Source organism: Cryobacterium sp. RTC2.1, assembly GCF_035018685.1.
In the GTDB taxonomy this organism is placed as follows: Bacteria; Actinomycetota; Actinomycetes; order Actinomycetales; family Microbacteriaceae; genus Cryobacterium; species Cryobacterium glucosi.
Window position 1 is genome coordinate 15,226 of the sequence record NZ_JASJXJ010000005.1, and the last position, 16,417, is coordinate 31,642.

Consider the following 16,417-nt stretch of genomic DNA (forward strand, 5'->3'; position numbering starts at 1 on the left):
AGGGTCACGCGCTGCGAGAGCAGCGTCGAACCCGGCAGGACCTGTTTGCATGGGCCTACCTCCGTTTCAAAAGCACGCGCTCGACCGTGCGGACGAGCACTCCGCCGTCGAGATGAACCTCGACGGGCACATCGACGTAGTAATCGCCACCAGAGCCGCCGCCGTTGTACTGGCTCAGCGGTACGACTGCCTCGGGACCGGCTTCACCGATCAGGGCAATCGTCGGCGACGAGACGACACCGCCCGCGGCAAGGGCCGGGATTTGCAGCTTCGGGAACGCGATGTGCGCCCCGCCGAGAAACCACGGCAAGTCGACGTTGATCGCCCCGAGCGTGCTGTTCCATGTGTTCGCCGCATACACGGCCACGTTGCGCATGACGCCGTGCACTAGGTTGCTCAGCCCGGTCCACGCCGCACCGACCCGATTGGGAATTGAGGTAAAGAAGCCGACAAACTCGTCGATCTTGCCGCCGACCCAATTGATGTTGTTGCTCGCTGTGCCGAGGATTCCACCCCACCACCCGTTCCACCAATCGGTGACCGCGCCCCAATTCTTGATGATTAGTCCGAGCGGGGTGAAGTTCAGGAATCCCTCTGTCAGGACACCGAAAAACCACGTCACGCCGTCCCAGATGCTGTGCCAGAGGTTCCCGAACCATTCGGAAATCGGCCCCCAGTTCTGAACGATCAGGATCGCGGCGCCGACGAGCAGGGCGATCGCGGCAACGATCCCGATCACGATCCATGCAACAGGGTTCGCGTACCACGCGACGTTGTTCGCCAGGGTCGCCGCGGTGTCGGCCTCGGTCACGGTCGCCGCTGCCGCCGTGGCACCGGTCGCCATGACCTTCGCCCCCGCGAATGCGATCATCGGCCCGATCGCCGCGATTACCTGCATGGCACCCGGCCCAAAAGCCATGAGCCCGGCTGCAACGTCACCGACCGGCCCTTTCGTGCTGATTAGGCTTTGCTGCCAGGTGTCGAACCCGCGTTTCATGCTCTCGATTTTCGACTGGGGCTCAGCGCCCATGCCGTCCATCATGGCTTGCGTGGCCCCGGCGACCTGCCCGAGTCCCGCGACGGCCGTCGACACGTCCATCTTGCCGAGAGCGCCCTTGAGGTCCTCGGCCTGCGTGCCGAATAGTCCGACCGCGATCGCGTTCCGCTTCACGGGGTCCTCGGTTTCGCGCAGCTTTTCGAGCACGAGCTGTAGCCCGTCCTTCGCCGACTGCCCGCCGAGCGACATGCGCTTGGTCATGTCGGTAGCGCTCAAGCCGAGCGCCTGGTAGGACTGCGCGCTGAGTGTTGAGCCGTCAATCGCTCGAATCGAGAACTCTTTCAACGCGTCGGCGGCGAGGTCAGAGCTGCGCGCACCGCCCGCGAGAGCCTGCGACATGAGCCCCGTCGCGTCCGATGCCGACAGCCCGAGGGCTTGGAACTGCACCGGGTATTCGGTCATCGTGTCTAGGAAGTCGCCGGCCTTGTTCGCGCCGTTCTGTAGCCCCTTCGTGAGGATGTCGAATGCCTCGTCGGCGTTCTTCGCGATGCCGGTTTTCAGCATCGTGCCGACAGCGCCCGTCACGCCGTTCATGTCTAGGTCGAACGTCGACGCGAGTGTGCTCGACTTCTCGGCCATTTTGGTCAGTTCAGCGTCCGAGGTCGTGCGCAGGTCGCCGATGTTCTGTCCGACCGATTTCAAAGTCGAGTTGACATCTTCCATCGAGGAACCGAAGTTATCGCTGTACACCTGCCCGCTGAGCTTGCCCAGGCGGGCCGAGTCGGCCGAAGTGAGGCCGAGCTGCGCGGTCATCTTCGCCTGCCCGGCTGAAATGTCCATGTTGTCGGACACGAGCGAACCGATCTTCGCGCCGGCGAACGCCGCAGCGACCCCCACCGCGATCTTCCCGGCGTTCTTCTCGAATGCGGCGAACATCTTGTCGGCGCCGGAACTATCACCGAGGATCTGGACAACCAAGTCTTTCGCGGTTGTTGACATGCTTACCTCTCTGATTCCTTGTGCGATCGTTCGTTGTGCTCAACCTGCGCGTCGCACGAGATCGCGATTCCAAGCCAGATATGAAAGGGCAGGTCGAGCACCGCGTCGTAAGTCATACCCGGCCAGAAATTGGCATGGGCGATGATGCTGAACCGGGCGTCAATCTGGCCCTCTAGCCACGGTTCGCGCGTGTTGAGCGCCGTTACTCGGGCGTCGGGCTCGGGTTTGGCTCGTCGACCGGTGCGAGCGTTGCTGAATCCGGTTGGGTAGGGTTTGCCTCTGCCTCGGCCTCGGCCTTCGCCGGATCGTCGCCGGGCTCGGTCACGAACTCGCCCAGGTCTTCGGACGTACCGTCGATCAGGTCGTTCCACTTCACCTGAAATCCCGCGTTGTGCTGCGCGAGGAACGAACACATCACGGTCGCGAACAGGTCGGATGCCTTCGCGCGCTCCATGATTTCCGAGAGCTTGAGGCCCGACTGCACCTGGAGCTCGATGAGGTCGCGGTTACGCGCTTTGTGGATCGGCTTCACGACAAGTTCGCGGCCGTTGACGAGTATTTTTGCCAATTCGTTGTCTCCTGCTATCTCGTGATCTGTTCAATCGATCGGGTGATCGCTTCGAGCGCGGCCTGACGGGCGTGCTCTTTGCCCGCCTGCACGGGATCGAAAAAGTACGGTTGACCCTTTTGGTAGGTCCATTCGTTCCGGCCGTAAATCCGGTGCCGAAAGATCGGGGTATTCCAGGTGCGTGACATCGGCCACTTGCGACTTTCGGCGCTCTTTGTCGTCGTGATCGCAATGCCCTGCCGCGTCTTACCGGCGATGACCTTCGTTTTCAGGCCCCTTTTGATCGCCTCGCGCATACCGGTTGAACGCCGGTTCCTCGTCTCGCCCTGGTTCGCGTAGATGTTGCGCCGAATGAGCGTCGCCGCTTGGTTCTTCTTGCTCCACCCGACCGTGACGTGCTGGCCTACCTTCGCGACGCCAGTCGGCAGCGGCCCGTCGAGGATTGCCTTTTGGGCGGTGATAATCTCGTCGCCCACGCCGCGGAGTCCCCGCCGTAGCTCAGTTGCGAGCTTCGGCGAGAACTCCCGCGTCGCGGCCAAGACCTCGCGTAAGCTCGTCGGTTCAATCCGGGCGCTTACGCTGTCGGTCACGGTGCGGTGTCTGCGGTGCGGTAGACGACCCAGATCGGCTGTGCAGCCGTGCCGTTGTCGAACGCCTCGAAATCGATGTCGATGACGATCGGCGCACCGCCGTTGCTCTCGGGAATGTTCCCGCCGAGCAGTAGCGACGGCAGAACGATCTGCACAGTCGGATAGATCGGATCGGGCGTGAGGTCGTACCCGAGCGCGCCCGAGGCAACCTGCGTGAACGTGAGCACGAGCCCGAGCGGGGTCTGCGCAATGTACGCGTCGCGCAGCAGATTGTCGCTGTACTCGATCTTCATCTTGCCTGTGATCGAACGCACGCCGAGCAGGTTCTCGCGAACGCGCACGCCGCCGCCGCCGAGGTTGTACCCGGCTTTGTCGAGGTTGTTCTTCACCGTGAGCGAGAATTCCGTCACGTTCGCGAGGGCCGTCGTTCCGACCGCGAGCGAGGTCGTGGTCGGGACGCTGGTCACGTCCTTATAGATCGCGCCGTTGACGTACGAGAACAGGTCGGCTACGGGGTAGCTCGCTGCCGCCGCGCTGATTGAGGTCGACATCGTTTTCGCGAGCCAGGCGATCTTGGCTGTGAGGATGCCGCCCTCTTTGACGTCGAACGTGATCGAGTCAGCGACACACCCCGTGAAGGTGTGAGGGTTGCCCGCGCCGCCGCCGAGAGTCGGCAACACGCCCTGCACCGTGTGCGAACGAACCGGGTCGGTCGTCGCCAGGGTGTGCACCTGCTGGTAACCGGTCGCCCCGGCCGCGACGAGCGTGTTGGTGAGCCCGCCGAATACGGCCTGCAAGAGCACACCGAATCCCTTGGTCAGAACCTCGACCTCCTGATCGCCGCTCGCCTCGATGCGTGCGAGCGTGTTGCGTTTGAGGCGGTTCACGGCCTTGGTCGGCTGCATGCCCTTGCCCTGCACCTTGACGGGCTTGTACTTCCACTTCACCTCCGATTCGAAGAACCGGCCGACCGTGACGGCCGTCCCGTAGCTCGACTCGACGCCGAGCCCGAGGCTGTAGTCAACCTGAGTGCTCACTGGACCGGTTCTCCGTTCGTGTCGGTGCTGGCCGGGGGCTCAGCGGGGGTGTCGGCGGTCGGCGCCGTGTCGGGTGGGGTCGGTTCGGGGTTCGCGAGCGCTCGGGCCTCGTCGTCGGCCGGCTCCCACGTTTCGTCCTGGCCGACGAGGAAGACCGCACGCTCGGCGGGCAGTTCGATGACCTCGCCCGCCTCGACGATCCGGCCAACGATCGGCGTATCGAGGTCACCCAGCGGCGACACGTTTCTGTATTTCGGCATCGGATGCCCTCTCTACTGGAATGTTCGGATGCGGTGCTGTGCGACGAACGTCGCCGCGATTTCGGTGAACTCGCCAAACTGCGCGCGGTCCTCGGGAGTTGCCCCCGTCGACGACGAATGGCCGGGCACGCACCACAGAACGGTGCCGCCGAGCGTGATGTCGTTGACCCGGATATGGGTCTGAATCGTGGCGAGGATGCCGAACGCGCGACGAAATACCGCCTCGCGCTTTTCCTCGTCACGCTCGGGATTCCACGCGCCGACGCTGACGGAAATGGTCAGCGTTTCGCTGAGCTGACGAGCCGGCCCAATGTTCTTCGGGTCGATGTCCGACACCGTGTCGCCGACAGACACCCACGCGTGACCGACCGGGGGGTAAACGAATCCGAGCGTGATGTCGAGGTCGGTTTCATCGGCGAGTGCGGTCTTGAAAGCGGCGAGCAGCGCGAGCGTTGTCTCGGCCTGTGCGGTCGCCGAGCTGATCCCGCTCACCCGATACCCGCCAGGTCGTCGATACCGTCGATCATGGCGAGCACGACCCGAGGGATACCGACGCCCATGACCGTTGCCGCGTCCTGCACGTCAGCCTGCCCGTGAGGCCCGTTCTTCGATTGTTTCCACCACAACGCCGCCAGGCGACGAGCGGCGAGCACGACAAGCGAGGAATCATTCAGCGGCGCGACCGCCCACACGACGAGAGCGCCAGGCGGGAAGTTGCCTCGCAGAATCGAACCAGTCGACAACTCGAACCCGGCAAGGTCGACCGCCACACCGTTCACGGTGAGCCGGGTCACCTCGGATGCTCGCGCGTGGAGACGTACGAGGTCGGTCGGCCCGGTCGCCGTGACCTTGATGACCTGCCCCGACACCTTGCCGATCTTGCGCTCTATGCGCTCGACCGCCCCCCCGGCGTACAGGTCAAGCTCGTCCGTGTCCCCCTGATCCGGCTTGTACCCCAGTTCCTTGCGCACGTCAGCCGCGCGAATAGGCCACCCCATCGGGCACCTCCTTTCGTGTCTCCGCGACCGGCGCCACAGCGAGCGAGCCACGCGGGTTAGGCGTGGCTCGCTCGGATGCGGGCATGGTCGCGGTTTCCACCGCGGCCACGACTACTCGGGCTTTTTGATGTAGCCGAACTGCAAGTAGGCCGCGGCCTCGTGCGCGGGCAGCTCGATCAGCTCGCCCAGCCCCGGCCAGGCCACACCGTTGCGCGACCCGCCGATCGCGACCGCCACGACATACGCCGCGACGGCCTGCGCCGCTTCGCTCTCGGCAGCGACTGCCGCCGCCGTCTGCTCGGCCGCGTGCTCGGCCGTGACCGGCGCCACGTCGGCGACCGGGACCTCGACCGCTGCCGGGTCGACGGGCGCAACCTCAGGCGCCACGTCGACAGGCACGGGGTCGAGTACCACGTCGACGGGCACGGCGTCCGGCGCCACGTCAACGGGCGCCGTAGCGGAGGGAGCCGCCACTAGCTCGCACCGCCCTGGAAGGTCTTCACGGCCGACGGGTCCGTGAGGAGACCATCGGCGCGCAGCACGCCGCGGAACGCGACCTGATCGGTACCGAACAGCGCCTGGTCGCTGCGCTCGATGCGGAGCGAGTTCACGAACCGCACCCAGTAGGCGCTGATGTCGCCGAACAGGATCGGCTTGGCACCGATCGCCGGAGCGGCCATGTTCGGGTCACCGAACACGGGGCGACCGAGGATCAGGTCGGGAGCGCCGAACACTACCGAGGGCTCCCACAGGTAGCGGCCGGTGGAGTCCTTGAGCTTGCGGATGCCGCCGAGCGCCTGGTCAGCGATGATCCACGAACCATTCCCGCGGTACGGGGCACCGATCGAGTAGAACAGATCGATGATGTTGTCGAACGTCGCGGCGCCGCTGACACCGGTCGCGCCCGTCACGCCGACCGTGGAGGCGGTCACGATGCCGGCCGTCTGGTTGATGCCCGTACCGGTCGAAAGCTTCTGACCGAGCAGCAGGCCGATGTTCTGACCGATCAGCTTCGTGATCAGGCCCTCGATGTCGATGGCCGAGTCGTCGATCAGCTCGCGGGACACGTCGCGGAAGTCGCCGAACTTGAACGCCTTGAGGGTCGTCTGATCGAACGCCGGGTCGGAACCGGTGAGCTGCGTTGCCTCGACCTGCGCCGCAGCAGCGCCGTACGAGGACACGCGCGGAATCGTGATGTTCTCACCCGAGGCGGTCGTGATCTGCGTCGCACCGGCGTTGAGCACCGACACAAAGTTCCGCAGCGGCTGGATCAGCATGTCCCAGAACGTTGCCGGGATCAGGTTGCCACCTGCGCCGGCCGTGCCCGTCGCCAGCGCTCGAGTCATCTCCTTGCCGGTGAACGAGAAGTCGACCTCGGACTTCTCGCGCAGCGAGAGAACCGAGCGCAGCTCGGTCTCGACGGCGGTTCGCACCGTGTTGTCGTTCTGGAACAGGGCCGCGAACTCGTTGATCTGTCGTTCCTGGTCGAGGGACAGTTCGAGCGCCTTGATGCGCTGCCCGAACGCGCCGAAGTCGGCCTCGACGGCTTCGAACTTGACGCGTTCCTCGGCGGTGAACTCCCGCAGGTTCGCGATGTCGGCGAGCGCCTTGCCCTGGTTCTCCCAGAGGAACGCGCGCTCTTCGAGAATGCGCTTGATGTTTTCCTTAACGGCCGTCATAGCGGCTCCTTTCGATAGTGGACTGCATTTCTTTTGCCCTGCTCGAAACGCCCGCCCGCCGCCGGGGGGGCGCCGTCTCGGTGTCGGCAAGATTGAGGGAGGCCCGAACGGCCTCAAGGTCGAATGACCGGCTGAGTTCTGTCGACGAGCCCCAGTAGGCCGGATCAGCCACGGGTGCAACGTCGATCAGGGTCGCGCCGGTCACGACGCGGACGAGCTGCCCGGCGTCGTTCTCGCGCCAGGTGTCACCGTCCGGCAGCGTGCGGAACGCGAACGACGAGAACGCGTAGTCGCCGCGCTCGGCGAGCACGGCAACGTCACGACCGCGCGACGTGTCGGGCAGGTCGATTTCGTACCGCACGCCGATGTCGTCGACGAACAGCCGCAGAGTGCCCGCCGTGGTCGTGCCGAGCAGACCGTTGTTGTCGTGGTTGTCGCGAGCGATGACCCGGCCATTCATGCCGATGTCGATCGTCTGCGCGTCACCGTCGCCGACACACGCGAACGCGGCCGGGTCGAATTCCTCGATGAACCCGCCGAGGTCGCGGCTCGGGGAATTGAAAACGACCCCGTATCCCTTGAGGATGCCGGGGCCGCTCGTGCCGTCGGATGCGGCTCTGAGTTCGACAGGGCGCTCGAATGAGCGCCGTTCGTAGTTGGGTGGCATTAGCCCTCCGTTTTCGCGATTGATGTTGTGGTCGACTCGGTGGCAGCGGCGCGTTCGCCGTAGGTCGTGAGGTAGTACTTGTGCCAGAACTCGACCTCGGCCTCGGTGAGAGGTGCCGCGTCTTCGCCCTTGCGCGCCTCGGCAAGCGTTCGCGTGCCGTTTTTCAACTTCTCGGTGTTCGCCCGAGCGCGTTCGAGCATGTTCGGCCGGCTCAGCACTTCGAGGTCGAACTTGATGAACTGCGGATTGGGCAGAATCTCGTTCAGCGCCTCTTCCACCCGAGTCACGAGCGGGAGCAGCGTCCGAATGTTGAACACCTGTTGGTCGCTCTCGCGGTTTCCGTAGGTGCGCGAGTTGCCCGACTCGCCGCCGATGTCCTCGGGAGATACCCGGAAGATCGCCGCGATTTGCGTCGCCGTCGCCTTGATGGTTTGCAGGAACTGCGCCTCTTCGGGCGCGATGCTGACCTGTTGCCACGTCCAGTTCGTATCGAGCACGACGGGCTCTTTGTGCTGCGTCGACGCCATGAACAGCGCTTTGGCCTCGGCCGCTGCGCCCGGTTTGAGCTGCGTCTTTTCGTTCCGCAGGATGCCCGAGGGGATCGCAGAATTCTTGAACCACTCGTTGCCGTACTTCATCGCGTAGGCCGACGTTTCGAACGTCGCCCGGAACATCGCGATCGGTGAGAGTCCCTTGACGCTGCCCGCCTGCACGAACTCGCGCAGGTGGATGATGCGCCCGCCGTGCTGCCAGTTCGTTTCTTGCGCGCCGTAGAAGTTGTAAATCGGCGTGCCCGAGGTTTCGTTGACGGTGATGTGGTCAGGGTGAATCCAGAGCACGCCGCTCGGCCGGATCGATGAGCCGGTGAGGTACCCGTAGGCGTTCCCGCGCAGCTTGAGCGATACTGCGAGCTGATATTTCCAGTCGAACACCGAGATACGCGGATCGGGCTTGACGAGGAACTGCGGCGTCGCGATCTGTTGCGATGCCTGCAAGCCGCCCCGATACGTCGCGAATGGGAGCATTGCGAACTGATCGGCGATCAGGGACACGGCCGCATACACGGGGATGACGCGCAACGCCTGGTCGTGCAAGCCGCCGAGCGAGAACGAACCGTGACTCGACGTACCGAACACGTCGCTCCACCCGACCGAGCGCCCCTCACCCTTGCCGAAGAACACGCTCACCGGTTCGCCCGCCAGCTCATTGCCACGAGCACGAGGCCCGCCAGGATGAACCCGGCCGGGATACAGATCAGCGCGACGCCCGTCACGACCAGCGCGGCGCCCACGATGTCGAGGACCGTCGTCACCATCGACAGGGCCAACTTGGGCGGTTTCACTGTCACCGACCCGAGCGCTTTCCTGATTTTCTGCAACATGCGGCCTCCTATTGGGCGTGCTCTTGGAACTCGTCAGATGTCGCGGTTTCGCGCATCGTCGCGTTCGGGTCGTAATTGAGTTCGGGCAGCGTCTTCGAGAGCATCCAGAACGCGAGAGTCGCCGACATGAGCGCCGTGATGTCGGCCATTGACTTGCCGCGAGCCCAGCCCCAGCCGTCGCCGAACACCCGCGTCGCAGCGGCGGCGAGCGCGTCGGTCAGTTCGTGCTGCCCGAGGTGTCGAACGGTCTTGTTCTTCACGGCCATGACCAGCGCCGCGGCGCTGACCTTGATGTCTTGCACGGCGATCGGGATCGGTTCGATACCGGCCTCGACCATGAGCGGCACGAGGGCGCCGGTTGTGGTGTGGTCGTAGTAGACGGTGCCGCCGTGATGCGCGACGAGCGTCGCTATCCCCCTGCACGACAACTGATCGTCACCGCCGCCGCGCGTCGGGTCGCCGTCGATGACCCAATGCGTGCCAGGCCACGACTCGACGACCTCGACGTGCACGAGGCCGTCAGGTCGATGCGCCGCTACGCTGATCGACGCGAACGCCTGTTCGGGCGACACGTCGACCACCCACACGAGGGTTTCGGACATCTCCGACTCGGGGTCCTCGACCGCGTACCAGTCGTCAGCGGGAATCTTCCATTCCTTGCCGCGATCGTCGCCCCACAGGTTGCCGAATGCGCGTAGGAACTCGACGAGCCCGAGGGAGTCGAGCTGCGCCGCGATGCCGTCCTGCGTGATCGTGTAGCCGAGCGCGGGCAGGTTCTCCCACCATGTGACCGGGTCGAGCGGGTCGGCGTCCTCGGGAAACGAATACTCGATGTACAGCGTTCGAGAGTCGTCGACGCCGGTCGCCCGCATGGCCTCGGCGACCTCGACACGAGCGCGGCCGGCCTCGACCTTCGACCACATGAACGGCGATTTCTTTTTCGACTTGCCGACCGTCGAGAGCCACAGTTTCTGTGAGTCGTGAACGGTGATCATCGTCGGCGACATCGCCGCCTCGACACGGGCGTCCTGGTGAGCAAAGAACTCGTCTCCGACGCCGAGCCCGAGGGTGAGGCCGTGCGCGGCCGTTTCGGTCGGCGCGTCGATCAGCCATTTCGAGCCGTTGACCCATTCGAGACGTTCCTCACCGTGGGAGAGGTTCGGCAGGATTCGGCCCTGGCGGTTCGGGATCAGCAGCCGTCGAAACGGCGATTGGTTGATCAGGTAGAACTGTTCGTCGACGAGTTTCTGTTTCGCGGCGCCACGGGTCTGTGCGGTGTAGAGCATGAATTGCCGCTCGCCCCATGTCGTCATGCGGTGCACGCCCCACGGGATGACCAGTGTCGACTTGCCCGACTGGCGAGGGATGACGACGACAATCTCTCGGTACCAGAGCAGGCCGAACGCGTCGACCTCGAACGCCGTTTCGTAGAGTTCAGCTACCCACGGCAACGGCTCCCGGCCGAGCAGCCGAGAGACTTGCATGAGTTCGTGGCCCCACGACTCACGGGCCAGGTTGCGCGGCGTTATCCACCGGGGCCGGGTGACCACGTTTGCGGGAGCTCCCGATCGATTCCACGAGGTTTCGAATGGCATCTAGCTCACCGTCCTTCGGGGCACGCTCGCCGAGCAGGTCGACGAGGGCGGTTCGGAAGATTTGGAACTGGGACGGCGTAACGCCGGCCTTGCCGTCCATCGTCCGAGCGATCGCGATCGCAATCTCACGCCGGAGGACGACAACCTTGTCAGCGTCGAACTCGGCGAGAGCATCGCGGGCGGCTGTCTCGATCGGCCCGGGTGTGGGTACGTCGGGGTCATCCGGGGCCTTGAATGTGGGTACGTTTTTCTTTGTGGGTACGCGTACCCTCGCCGTGGGTACGCGACCGTCGCGGGCGATCTTTGCCGCGCGCTCGCGTTCCTTGTCGGCGGTGTTCTTCGCGGTGCAGCGGTCGCAATGGCAACCCGCCTTGTACCGCCGAGTAGTGCCGTGACGCGGGAGTGCAGCCATTCCCACCACCCCCAAAAGTTGAGCCGCGATCAGCGGCGATCTAAGACACTCGACCGAGGCAACAGGCACGAGGTCGCAGGCGGTCGAGAACGTCGACGCACGGCCCCGCTGTACCCACCCGTACCCACACGAGAAAAAATGTGATGTTTCGGGGAGGGAGAAAAATGGGAAGGGCGGGTGTCCCTCGGTGGCCTATGGGAAAAAACGGCCGTCGTGGTTGGGCGTGGTCACCATGCCCTCGACCTGCGTGTGCCCTTCACCGGTAGGTCACGGTTCCCGCGTGCGCTGTTACAGCCATAGTGAGCAGGAGCAAGGTTGGACCGATCCCAGAAGCCGCCCTTGCTGCGCGGTACCAGGTGGTCCATGCTCGGTCCCCTTGGATGCCAGCGACGCAGGCCGAAGACGATCAGGTCTTGACACAGGTGACAGCGTGATCCGGGCGGGCAGACCTCAGCGAGCAACCGCTGCCGTGCGTGACCGCTCGGCTCAGGGTCAGGCCCGTTGTATCTGTTGACCACGGCCGCTCCCCCAAGCTGGCACCCCCTGCGATTAAAGCGTTAGGGGGTGCCCTTTGAAATCCAGCAGGTCGAATTCGATTCGACGATCGCTCCATGTACCGTCAGCAATTGCCATGCTCGCGATGCGCGAATGCAGTGCGCCGTTGAGGTCGGCAATCACCCGCTCTTCGCGTGCCGTGCAGTCCGTGATGTCGGGCACGGGCTGCAACCTCGGGTCGATAGCCCAGTTACTCCGGAGGAGACGAACCGGTATGTTGAACGCTCTCGCGACATCGCGACGAAACCGACGCGTCGAGCGGGCACGAGCGACGCGTTCCCGTAGTTCCTTGAATACCCGCATGGTGCGCCCCGCCCCCTCGTGTCATTGGATGTGGAGCGGCGCAGGGTGTCGACGGTGACCGCGACCTCGCGCGTCAGCCCTGCCTCGATCACCCTGCGCCGCTTGCCCGGTTCCTCGCGCCGGTTCGCGCCCCGTATTGTCACAGTGTCCGGGGTTGCTGCCGTTCGATGCCGTCGTGAACTCGGTCTAAGGGTCGGCGTGTGCCCACGTTCACGAGGTCTTACGTCGAACGGAAACCTTGCGGGCACCCGGTTCACGGGTGCCCGACTTTAGGGCATAGCGCGTATCTCTTGACCGCGATGGAACGTGAGCCCGTCGTCGATCTGCACGAGTTCAACCCTGAAATCGCGCTCGGTGTAGCGGATGACCGCGACGCCGTGCTGCCAGTCCTCGACGATCGGCGCAGGCCGGCCAGTCGCACCGATCGCGCCATGCACCGAGGGCACGGCGCCGTCGAGGCGACACAGACAGCCAGGGTTGACGCCGACGCTGCGAATCTTGCCCGCACGATCCCACGTCGTACGCGACACCATTTCGAGCCGGTGAGTATGCCCGAATGCACGCGAGATATGCGGCGTTTCGTTCAGGTACTTCTGAGCGGTCGAACCGTTCGAATTGACCTTTGTTCCATGCTCACAACGCAACTTGTCGTTGATCCACACATGCGCCGCAGGGTATGCGTCGTGATACGTGATCCCTTGTTCGTCGAGGCGCAACAGGTTCGGCATCGACATGACAGGCCACGTCGACGGCGACTCCCCCTTGCGGATTCCGAACGCCGACCGCGCGTTCGCCTCAACGAAATTCTGAAACCGCTTGTCGTGGTTGCCCTCGATCCAGTCGAGGTCGTACGGCGTCGCGCAGCGCAGCTCGCCGCCGAATCGAGTCGTTCGATCAATGGCCGGCTGTGTCGTGTTCGCGAATGCTGCCTCTTGCGCCCACCGGGACTGTTCGGGCAGGTCGATGATGTCGCCCATGACGACGGTTCGGTCGGGCTGTTCGAGCTGCACGATCTGCAAGGCGACCGACATCGCCGCCTCGTCGTGAAACGGGTCGAGCGTGCCGTCTTCGAACAGGCGGTAACCGATCTGCGTGTCTGCCATGAGTACGGCCGTTTTCCAGCGGCCACCCGTGCGCGGCGTGACCGTTAACGGCTTGATGACCAGGCGAGGCCCCGGCTGCACGACAGGCCACAACGGGAACGACTCAGCCGACGCCTTACGCGTCGCCGTGAAGCGGTTCGCGTAGAGCACGGTGAGGTTGTCGTCGTCGGCGACGACCTCACCCTCAACAGGCGCACGAGGTCGCGTGCGCTGATCCCAAACCGAGTAACCGAACGTGCACACGAAATCATCAGGGTCGAACCCCTCGGCGCGCAGCTTATCGAGCCATTCAAACATCGGAATGATGCGGGCGCCGAGAGCCGACGCCGTTACATCGCCGTCGCCGTCGACATCGAACGCCTCACGCGCCGGGGTCGACGGCTTGACAGGTTCGACACGTCGCGCGGGCCCGACCGACGCGTGCGCCAGGTGGCGACTGATCGAGGTCTTACCGACGCCGAGTTCGACCGCCCACGACATCAGCGTGCGCGACCTGTCGACGACAACGCCCGCGGCCTCAGCCTTCACGCATACCGAGCAGACTTTCACCATTGGTCATCCCCTCGTAAGGACTAGGGCCAGCCGGGCCGTGAATGCGCGTTTGCCTAGGTTGTCGACCCACACCGAAAGAACGCCCGACCGACACCTGCCACGGTCACGATGTTGAATGGGTTAGCGGGGACGCGACGGCTCGGAATGGAGCACTTTCGGCGGCTGGCCGTTGTTTCCCTCAGCGTCGATAGTCGCGCGCGCGGGAAGTCGTTAAACACAGAATGCCCGGCATTGCCTGCCGGGCATTTCTTTCGCTCACGAGCAACACTAGCACACGTTTTCGCACCTTTCGCACGAAAGTCAAATCCAGATTAGAACATGCATTTTCGGCTGGGGTCGAATATTGGTGACACACTCATACCCCCAGTTCGAGGCTATGAACTGATGCATATGCGAGCCAAATTGGACGTATATCGATCATGAAACACCGAAATGACTTACATGCGATCACGCTATCGCGCGCCATACGCACGACCACATGTAGTGGTCGTTGCAGTGGCGGCGCAGCCGCATAAGCTTTGGGATGTGAAGGGGAAACCTGATCGAGACGCCCACATAGGCATGGCTCGAACACCCTCAACAAAAAGACCCGGCTCTTCCGAGTCCGGGCCTCTAGCTCAACCCACTCCACAACGACGGGGCCAACCGTCAATTCATAGAAGCGAGTCAAGTTGTCAGAAGCAGTTCACCCCGCGTGCCACACGTGCGAAAGCCACTACGTCCATACAAGCAAGAAATCAAACGGCACGCAATCTGCGGCGCCACAGAATTTGACTAAGCTGCCGTTCTTCACGCTCGACCGGCTCGACCGTATGCGCTCGATCATCTCCGTGTCGCTCGACCTCGGCCGGTTGATCGACCGGGGCTTCACGTCGATGCGCGACTTTGGGTTCATCCTTCCCCACCTCGCGTAATGTAACCCAAGTAGGCCGATCGTGCGATCCCCCGTCGCGCGACCGGCCTTCCGTCTACGCCTCGTCGGCAACGACCGGATAGACGACGCTCACGCCGCTGTCGAAGATACGACCGAGTACGGCCCGGTAGAAGCTCGCCGGGAGCGCCCGAGCCTCAGCGTCGCCGTCCGCTGCCCAAAACTCGCCGTCGTTGCGGTAGCTAACCAAGGGGCGCGACGCGCCTCGCAGCTTTCGCGCCAGTTCGCCCGCCTCGGCATCGAGGTCGTCGACGAACTTCACGACATCGGCAGGCACGGGCGCCACGCCGGACTCCCACCGCCGCACCTGGCGATCGAGCACGCCGACCCGATCGGCCAGCCAACGACCACTCACGCCCAGGCGCTCACGCTTGATCTTGAACTCTGCCGCCGTCATTTCGACCCCGCTTCCATGAGTACAGTCTGCCCGCTCAGCACCCGGCCGTAGCGCTGTTGCGCGGCCTGCCTCGTGATGCCGAGCGCGTCGCCCACCCATGCCCACGACCGACCAAGGCTCGACCGCTGACCGAGAACGGCCGTCTGGATCGCCGAGTCCAGCTCGACGCGCAGCCTAAGCAGCGCGGCGAGTTCAAATTCGTCGGCGTCGGCGACGCGACGACCGCCCGCCCGGATCATCCGGCCGAGCATCGCGAGGTATTCGGTCGTTTCGACGGCCACTATTCGGCCCCGCCGATCCCGGTTTCGGGTGTCAACTGGCGATTGACACTAATTTGAGGCTTCACGCGGCCCCGAGCATCCGTGCCCCTCGCTGTCTGGCGAGGGGCACAGGCCCGAACTATCACGCGACGACGCCCAGCTCGGCGAGACCGTCGCGCGGCGCTTCGACGAACATCCGGCCGTCCATCTTCTTCAGGCAGACCTTGCAGTCCACATGATCGGGATTGTTGCTGACCTCGATGCCGTTGATGCCTCCCGCGTATGCGGTCCCATGCAAGGGGGCGACAGCACTCAGGACCGACCAGATGCGCGCCTCCTGGACAGCCGTGGGGCTGTAGTGGGTCTTGCTCATGATTTTTTCCTTTCGGATGCGGTGACCTTGCGCCAACCTCTTGGCTTAATCGTAAGACCTAAGTTAGGTCTTACACAAGTCTTTGCTTTGAACCGGGATACCGGAAGTCGAAGCGAACACCGAACGGGTGCAACCCCAGTCGGCGGCGGTAGACATCTCGGAGTCGAGGCGCCTCCGCGGTGATGTCGACCAACCCGTCTGAATTCGCAAGACGCGGCATCGGCGGCCCCGTGAACGCAATCTCGGGCACGTCCACGTCTTCGATCACCCGACGCTCACCGTCGCGAGGACCGCCTACGAGTTCCACCTCAGCGGCGCTCACGGCTTGACCTCCTCGGCGTGCGACCGGTCGATAGCCTCGACCCACTGTTGAGCGACAGCCGCTACCTTCACGAGTTCCGTGTGCAGCTTCGCCGGGTCGTCCTCGGCGAACGCCTCGAATACCTCTTCCAGGAGAATCTGTTTCCACTTCCCACGGCCCTCGCGGACTGCCCGGTTCGTGTCGTCGCGAGCGAGGTATGAGAGCGTACGGGCAGGAACGCGCGTCGACTCGACACCCCGCCCCGTGAGATATGCCCGTAGGAATGAGAGCGGGCGACTTTCCTGCCCTGTTCCGTTCGGGTGGTTCTGCTCGCCCCACTTTTCGTTCTGCCTGGTGCGCTCGTCGAGCACTGCCGAGGCGACGCTGATATTTCTCATGCTGCAATTCCTTTCGGTGTCCAGAGGTCGTACGGGAGCTGTTGCGGGCACGGCAACCGCA

Annotated in this window: 22 protein-coding genes; 1 reads left to right on the forward strand and 21 read right to left on the reverse strand. The window is 64.1% G+C overall.

The genetic code is table 11. From position 1 onward, the window contains the following. Positions 1 to 55: 55 nt before the first annotated feature. The 17 genes from QN357_RS01440 to QN357_RS01515 all read right to left on the reverse strand — a co-directional run bounded on the left by QN357_RS01440 (position 56) and on the right by QN357_RS01515 (position 13,696). The gene (locus tag QN357_RS01440; protein WP_323504309.1) at positions 56 to 1,996 is read right to left on the reverse strand and encodes a phage tail tape measure protein; all 1,941 of its coding nucleotides are present in this window, start codon (positions 1,994 to 1,996) and stop codon (positions 56 to 58) included. Positions 1,997 to 2,198: 202 nt separating this feature from the next. After that, a complete protein-coding gene (locus QN357_RS01445) occupies positions 2,199 to 2,564 on the reverse strand; it encodes a hypothetical protein (protein WP_323504310.1) in 366 nt (121 codons plus the stop codon). A 14-nt stretch (positions 2,565 to 2,578) separates the two neighbouring features. Beyond that, on the reverse strand, positions 2,579 to 3,154 hold the full coding sequence (locus tag QN357_RS01450) for a hypothetical protein (RefSeq protein ID WP_323504311.1): 576 nt from the start codon (positions 3,152 to 3,154) through the stop codon (positions 2,579 to 2,581). Beyond that, the gene (locus QN357_RS01455; protein ID WP_323504312.1) at positions 3,151 to 4,191 is read right to left on the reverse strand and encodes a phage tail tube protein; all 1,041 of its coding nucleotides are present in this window, start codon (positions 4,189 to 4,191) and stop codon (positions 3,151 to 3,153) included. Before QN357_RS01455 ends, QN357_RS01450 begins: the two co-directional genes overlap by 4 nt. Further along, positions 4,188 to 4,451, reverse strand: a complete 264-nt coding sequence (locus tag QN357_RS01460) for a hypothetical protein (protein ID WP_323504313.1) — start codon at positions 4,449 to 4,451, stop codon at positions 4,188 to 4,190. The genes QN357_RS01455 and QN357_RS01460 overlap by 4 nt, the downstream gene beginning before the upstream one ends. 12 nt (positions 4,452 to 4,463) lie before the next feature. Then, complete coding sequence (locus QN357_RS01465) at positions 4,464 to 4,943, reverse strand: hypothetical protein (RefSeq protein ID WP_323504314.1); 480 nt, start codon at positions 4,941 to 4,943, stop codon at positions 4,464 to 4,466. Then, positions 4,940 to 5,422, reverse strand: coding sequence for a hypothetical protein (locus QN357_RS01470; RefSeq protein ID WP_323504315.1), 483 nt, complete (start codon positions 5,420 to 5,422; stop codon positions 4,940 to 4,942). Before QN357_RS01470 ends, QN357_RS01465 begins: the two co-directional genes overlap by 4 nt. Before the next feature lie 138 nt (positions 5,423 to 5,560). Beyond that, positions 5,561 to 5,875, reverse strand: a complete 315-nt coding sequence (locus QN357_RS01475; protein ID WP_323504317.1) for a hypothetical protein — start codon at positions 5,873 to 5,875, stop codon at positions 5,561 to 5,563. A gap of 47 nt (positions 5,876 to 5,922) precedes the next feature. Next, positions 5,923 to 7,128, reverse strand: a complete 1,206-nt coding sequence (locus QN357_RS01480; RefSeq protein ID WP_323504318.1) for a phage major capsid protein — start codon at positions 7,126 to 7,128, stop codon at positions 5,923 to 5,925. Further along, positions 7,115 to 7,795 carry an HK97 family phage prohead protease gene (locus QN357_RS01485; RefSeq protein ID WP_323504319.1) on the reverse strand — a complete coding sequence of 227 codons (681 nt, stop codon included), beginning with the start codon at positions 7,793 to 7,795 and terminating at the stop codon, positions 7,115 to 7,117. Before QN357_RS01485 ends, QN357_RS01480 begins: the two co-directional genes overlap by 14 nt. Beyond that, positions 7,795 to 8,982, reverse strand: coding sequence for a phage portal protein (locus QN357_RS01490; protein WP_323504320.1), 1,188 nt, complete (start codon positions 8,980 to 8,982; stop codon positions 7,795 to 7,797). Before QN357_RS01490 ends, QN357_RS01485 begins: the two co-directional genes overlap by 1 nt. Next, complete coding sequence (locus QN357_RS01495) at positions 8,979 to 9,176, reverse strand: hypothetical protein (protein WP_323504321.1); 198 nt, start codon at positions 9,174 to 9,176, stop codon at positions 8,979 to 8,981. Before QN357_RS01495 ends, QN357_RS01490 begins: the two co-directional genes overlap by 4 nt. Positions 9,177 to 9,184: 8 nt before the next feature. Beyond that, positions 9,185 to 10,660 (reverse strand): hypothetical protein, encoded by a 1,476-nt coding sequence (locus QN357_RS01500; RefSeq protein WP_323504322.1) that lies wholly within the window; start codon positions 10,658 to 10,660, stop codon positions 9,185 to 9,187. Positions 10,661 to 10,679: 19 nt separating this feature from the next. Continuing rightward, positions 10,680 to 11,183, reverse strand: coding sequence for a hypothetical protein (locus tag QN357_RS01505; RefSeq protein WP_323504323.1), 504 nt, complete (start codon positions 11,181 to 11,183; stop codon positions 10,680 to 10,682). Between the two features lie 227 nt (positions 11,184 to 11,410). After that, positions 11,411 to 11,548, reverse strand: a complete 138-nt coding sequence (locus QN357_RS19485) for an HNH endonuclease (protein WP_416347601.1) — start codon at positions 11,546 to 11,548, stop codon at positions 11,411 to 11,413. Positions 11,549 to 11,732: 184 nt separating this feature from the next. Beyond that, the gene (locus tag QN357_RS01510; protein WP_323504324.1) at positions 11,733 to 11,900 is read right to left on the reverse strand and encodes a hypothetical protein; all 168 of its coding nucleotides are present in this window, start codon (positions 11,898 to 11,900) and stop codon (positions 11,733 to 11,735) included. A 410-nt stretch (positions 11,901 to 12,310) separates the two neighbouring features. After that, entirely contained in the window at positions 12,311 to 13,696 is a 1,386-nt protein-coding gene (locus QN357_RS01515) for a hypothetical protein (protein ID WP_323504325.1), read from the reverse strand. A gap of 770 nt (positions 13,697 to 14,466) precedes the next feature. Here QN357_RS01515 and QN357_RS01520 point away from each other — a divergent pair. Further along, on the forward strand, positions 14,467 to 14,610 hold the full coding sequence (locus QN357_RS01520) for a hypothetical protein (RefSeq protein WP_323504326.1): 144 nt from the start codon (positions 14,467 to 14,469) through the stop codon (positions 14,608 to 14,610). Between the two features lie 54 nt (positions 14,611 to 14,664). On the opposite strand, the gene QN357_RS01525 is transcribed toward QN357_RS01520, so the two are convergent. From QN357_RS01525 to QN357_RS01540, 4 genes are all read right to left on the reverse strand, one after another. Then, positions 14,665 to 15,024: a hypothetical protein gene (locus QN357_RS01525; protein WP_323504327.1), complete on the reverse strand. Its 360-nt coding sequence runs from the start codon at positions 15,022 to 15,024 to the stop codon at positions 14,665 to 14,667. Beyond that, a complete protein-coding gene (locus QN357_RS01530; protein ID WP_323504328.1) occupies positions 15,021 to 15,305 on the reverse strand; it encodes a hypothetical protein in 285 nt (94 codons plus the stop codon). Before QN357_RS01530 ends, QN357_RS01525 begins: the two co-directional genes overlap by 4 nt. A gap of 121 nt (positions 15,306 to 15,426) precedes the next feature. Then, entirely contained in the window at positions 15,427 to 15,657 is a 231-nt protein-coding gene (locus tag QN357_RS01535; RefSeq protein ID WP_323504329.1) for a hypothetical protein, read from the reverse strand. A 318-nt stretch (positions 15,658 to 15,975) separates the two neighbouring features. Next, the gene (locus QN357_RS01540; RefSeq protein ID WP_323504330.1) at positions 15,976 to 16,356 is read right to left on the reverse strand and encodes a hypothetical protein; all 381 of its coding nucleotides are present in this window, start codon (positions 16,354 to 16,356) and stop codon (positions 15,976 to 15,978) included. Positions 16,357 to 16,417 lie beyond the last annotated feature (61 nt).